This is a genomic window from Mesorhizobium sp. M1A.F.Ca.ET.072.01.1.1, assembly GCF_004023325.1.
Classification (GTDB): domain Bacteria; phylum Pseudomonadota; class Alphaproteobacteria; order Rhizobiales; family Rhizobiaceae; genus Mesorhizobium.
The window spans coordinates 1-3983 of sequence record NZ_RZSF01000462.1 but is presented as its reverse complement, the minus strand read 5'-3'; the positions used below and the strand labels follow the sequence as shown (position 1 = coordinate 3983).

The 3983-nt window shown below is 63.8% G+C and carries 4 protein-coding genes; all 4 read right to left on the bottom strand.

Annotation, left to right across the window (positions count from 1 at the left end; all coding sequences use genetic code 11):
* Nucleotides 1–636 (bottom strand): ATP-binding cassette domain-containing protein (locus EOA32_RS34250; RefSeq protein ID WP_145971451.1); only part of this gene is annotated, 636 nt, incomplete at its 3' end.
* Nucleotides 637–790: 154 nt separating this feature from the next.
* Entirely contained in the window at nt 791–1786 is a 996-nt protein-coding gene (locus EOA32_RS34245; protein WP_067004132.1) for an ABC transporter substrate-binding protein, read from the bottom strand.
* Nucleotides 1787–1978: 192 nt separating this feature from the next.
* Nucleotides 1979–2977 carry an aldo/keto reductase gene (locus EOA32_RS34240; protein ID WP_095832427.1) on the bottom strand — a complete coding sequence of 333 codons (999 nt, stop codon included), beginning with the start codon at nt 2975–2977 and terminating at the stop codon, nt 1979–1981.
* Between the two features lie 43 nt (nt 2978–3020).
* On the bottom strand, nt 3021–3983 hold a 963-nt coding region (locus EOA32_RS34235; RefSeq protein ID WP_148670000.1), incomplete at its 5' end, for a UxaA family hydrolase.

Below are 3983 nucleotides of genomic sequence, written 5' to 3'. Positions count from 1 at the left end.
GATATAGATGATGGTGACACCTTCGCCCTTTAGCCGGCGGATCAGCTTGAACAGCTGGTCGGCCTCCTTGCGGGTGAGGTAGGCGGTCGGCTCGTCGAAGATGAGGAACTTTGTGCCGCGTACCGTGGCGCGGGCGGCGGCGATCAGCTGCTGCTGGCCGATGGTGAGGTCGCCCAGCATGACATGCGCGGGCAGATCGAAGCCGAGGCCGTCGATGATCTTCTGCGCTTCCTTCACCATGGCGCGCTGCTGCAAGAGACCGAAGCGGGAATTCTCCTCGCCGAGGAACATGTTGGCGGCGACGGTGAGGTGGCGGCAAAGCACGACCTCCTGGTGGACGGCATTGATGCCGAGCGCCATCGCCTCGTGCGGCGTGGCCAGCGCCTCGGGCTTACCTTCCCAGACGACTTCGCCGGAGGTGCGCGGCATGACGCCGGTTAAAAGCTTTATCAGCGTCGATTTGCCGGCGCCGTTCTCGCCGACGATGGCGTGGATCTCGCCCGACTTGAAGGCAAGGTCCACCGGCTTCAGCGCATGCGTGCCGGGATAGCGCTTTTCCAGGCCTTTCAACTCGAGGATGGTCCTGCCCGGTTTCAGCGTGGGGGGCGGGTGCAGTTCCTGCGCCGTCGACGTCATGACAATCCTCCCAGATTGATCCAACCGTTGGATACGCAGCGATGCGTCTGGCGCGCATCTAGAAGGCAGAGCCTAAAGCAAGCCGGCGGATTTCCAAACTGTCCGCGGCGATGTTTCCGGGGCGGCGAAGCCCCGGAAACGAATGTCGCGAAGATCAGTTGAGCTTCGGGTTGAGCAGCGCGTCGATCTTCGGATCCTTCATGTTGTCCTTGGTCACGAGATTGGCGCCGGTGTCGACATTGGCCTCGACCTTCTCGCCCTTCGAGGCGGCTAAGGCGGTCTTGATGCCGTCGTAGCCCATCCGGTACGGATCCTGGACGACGAGGCCGGAGATGACGCCGTCGTTGAGGAACTTGATCAGCTTCTCGTCGCTGTCGAAACCGATCAGCGCCACCTTGCCGGCGAGGTTGTTCTCGGCGATCGCCTGGCCAACGCCCTGCGCCATGATCAGGTTCGATGCGAAGATGCCCTTGAGGTCCGGATTGGCGGTGATCAGGTCGGTCGCGATGTTGAGGCCGGTGGTGGCCTGACCGTCGGCATATTTGTCGGCGACCAGTTCGAGGCCGGGATATTTCGCCTTGAGCTGTTCCTTGAAGCCTTGCGCACGCTGCTCGAGCGAGCCGGCGCCGGGCAGCGCGGTGATCAGCGCAACCTTGCCCTCGACTTTGCCGCCATTGGCGGCGCCGATCGCGGCAGCGAGACCGTCAGCGGCGACACGGCCGCCCTGGACGTTGTCGGTGGTGAGGAAGGAGGTGAAGGCCTTGGATTCGGCGCTGGAGTCGATGCCGATGACCTTGACCTTGGTCGCCGCCTCGTCGATCGGCTTGCCGAGCGCCTTGGCCTCGGTCGGCGCGATCACGATCGCGGCCGGATTGCCGGCGACGGCGTTCTCGAGGATCGAGATCTGACCGTTGACGTCGGTTTCGGCCTGGGCGCCAAGCTCCGGCACGTTGATGCCGAGATCCTTGCCGGCCTTGCGGGCGCCGGCCAGCACGATCTGCCAGTAGAAAGAAGTGGTGTCCTTGACGATGATCGGGATGGTCACGTCGGCCGCCGAGGCGGGTGCCGAATGCATCGCACCGGCGAGCATCGAGGCGGCGGCCAAAGCCACGAAGGCGCGGCGGTTGAGAAGGCTGGTTACGAATTTCATTAGGTTCCTCCCTAAGGTCGCCCGGTGAAGGTTCGGAAGCTCCATCTGGATAGGCGCGAGCCAAACAGAACTTTATCAATAAAAAACATTTGCTGGATTTTGATAGTGCATTGCCCTGATCGATGCAAGCGGTGTCTCATGCCGTTTGCGTGATGGCGTGGCAGCTGATCGGTCTGCCGGCTCCTCCGCATCTCAGCCAAGCTGCTGGACGATCGTATAAGGATCGTATTTGGCAAATTCCGCCGCCGCCACCTTGACATCCAGCAGTTCGAGATTGCGCGTCAGATTCGCGGGCTTGGCGGTGCCGGTCAGCACCGAGGCAACGACAGGCTCGTGCAGAGGGAATTGGAACGCGGCAGCGGCCAGCGGATAGCCACCTCCGATGGCGATGCGCTCCATTGCGCTGACGCGGTCGAGAATATCCCTGCTCGCCGGCAGATAATCGAAATGCGCGCCATGCACCGGTCCCGTCGCCAATATGCCCGAGTTGAAGACGCCGCCGATGATCAGCGAGGTCCGCCGCTCGCGGCAAAGCGGCAGCAGGTCGGCCTCGGCGCTGCGATCAAGCAGCGAATAGCGGCTGGCGAGCAGGATGCAGTCGAGCGGCGCGCGGCGAAGCACGTCGAGGCAGATCTGGACCTCGTTTACGCCAAGGCCGTAGGCGGAAATCGTGCCGGACGATTTCAGCTCCTCCAGCGCCTTCAGCCCGCCGTCCATCAGCTGACGGAAATGCAGCTTCGTCTTCTCGACGCCATGCGTGTAGGCGCCGATGTCGTGGACGAACAGGATGTCGATCTTGTTGAGGCCGAGCCGCGCGTAGGAAAAATCCACTGAGCGCATGATGCCGTCATAGGAATAGTCGTAGTCGAGCGCGAAGGGCAGCGGATCGACATAGGAGTGATCGGGAACCTGGTCCTCCGGCACCGGCCGGAACAGGCGACCGACCTTGGTCGAGAGCACATAGGAGGAGCGCGGCTTCTCACGCAGGAAATCGCCTGTGCGCCGCTCCGACAGGCCGAAGCCGTAGAAGGGCGCGGTGTCGAAGTAACGCAGCCCGCCGTCCCAGGCCGCCTGCAGCGTTTCCATTGCGGGCTCGCGCGGACAGGCGCGATAAAGGCCGCCGATGGCGGCGCCGCCGAAGCTGACTTCGGTGACTTCGAGCGCGGTCGTGCCGATCCGGCGTTTGTTCATCAAAGCCTCCCTTTGCCGTTCGACCGGCGGTCGTTTCGACTATTTAGAGCGTCGCGCCGAGATGCCAGGGCACGAACTCGTTGTCGCCGTAGCCGAACGCCTCGCTCTTGGTCTTGCGTCCGGACGCCGTCTCGATGATCAGCTCGAAGATCTCGCGGCCCATGCCGGCGATCGTCTTCTCGCCGGAAGCGATGACACCGCAATTGACGTCCATGTCCTCTTCCATCTGGTGGTACATGGTCGAGTTCGTGGCGACCTTGATCGACGGCGTCGGACGGCAGCCGAAGCAGGAGCCGCGGCCGGTGGTGAAGACGATGACATTGGCGCCGCCGGCCACCTGGCCGGTGGCCGAGACCGGATCGTAGCCGGGCGTGTCCATGAACACCAAGCCGCTGCCGCTGACCTTCTCGGCGTAACCGAAGACGCCGTTGAGCGGCGTCTGACCGCCCTTGGCAACAGCACCCAGCGACTTCTCCAGGATCGTGGTCAGGCCGCCGCGCTTGTTGCCCGGCGAGGGATTGTTGTCGATCGAGGCGCCGTGCTTGGCTGTATGGTCCTCCCACCATTTCACAAAGCCATCGAGCTTGGCGGCGATCTCGGGCGAGGCGGCGCGATAGGCAAGCAGATGCTCGGCGCCGTAGATCTCGGTCGTCTCGGACAGGATGCCGATGCCGCCGCAGCCGGCCAGGATATCGACCGCCGCCCCCAGCGCCGGGTTGGCGGTGATGCCGGACATGCCGTCCGAGCCGCCGCATTGCAGGCCGACGACGATCTCGCTGACCGGGATTGGTTCGCGCTGCAACTGGCCGACTTCCTCGGCGATCTCGGCCAGCACGCCCATTGCCCGCTCGACGGATTTGCGCGAGCCGCCGGCCTCCTGGATGTTGAAGTGCCGCTTTCCCGCCGCGACGCCCTTTTGGCCGTAAAGGGTGAGCTGGTTGACCTCGCAACCCAGGCCGACCATCAGCACGCCGCCGAAATTCGGGTGGCGGGCATAGCCGGCCAG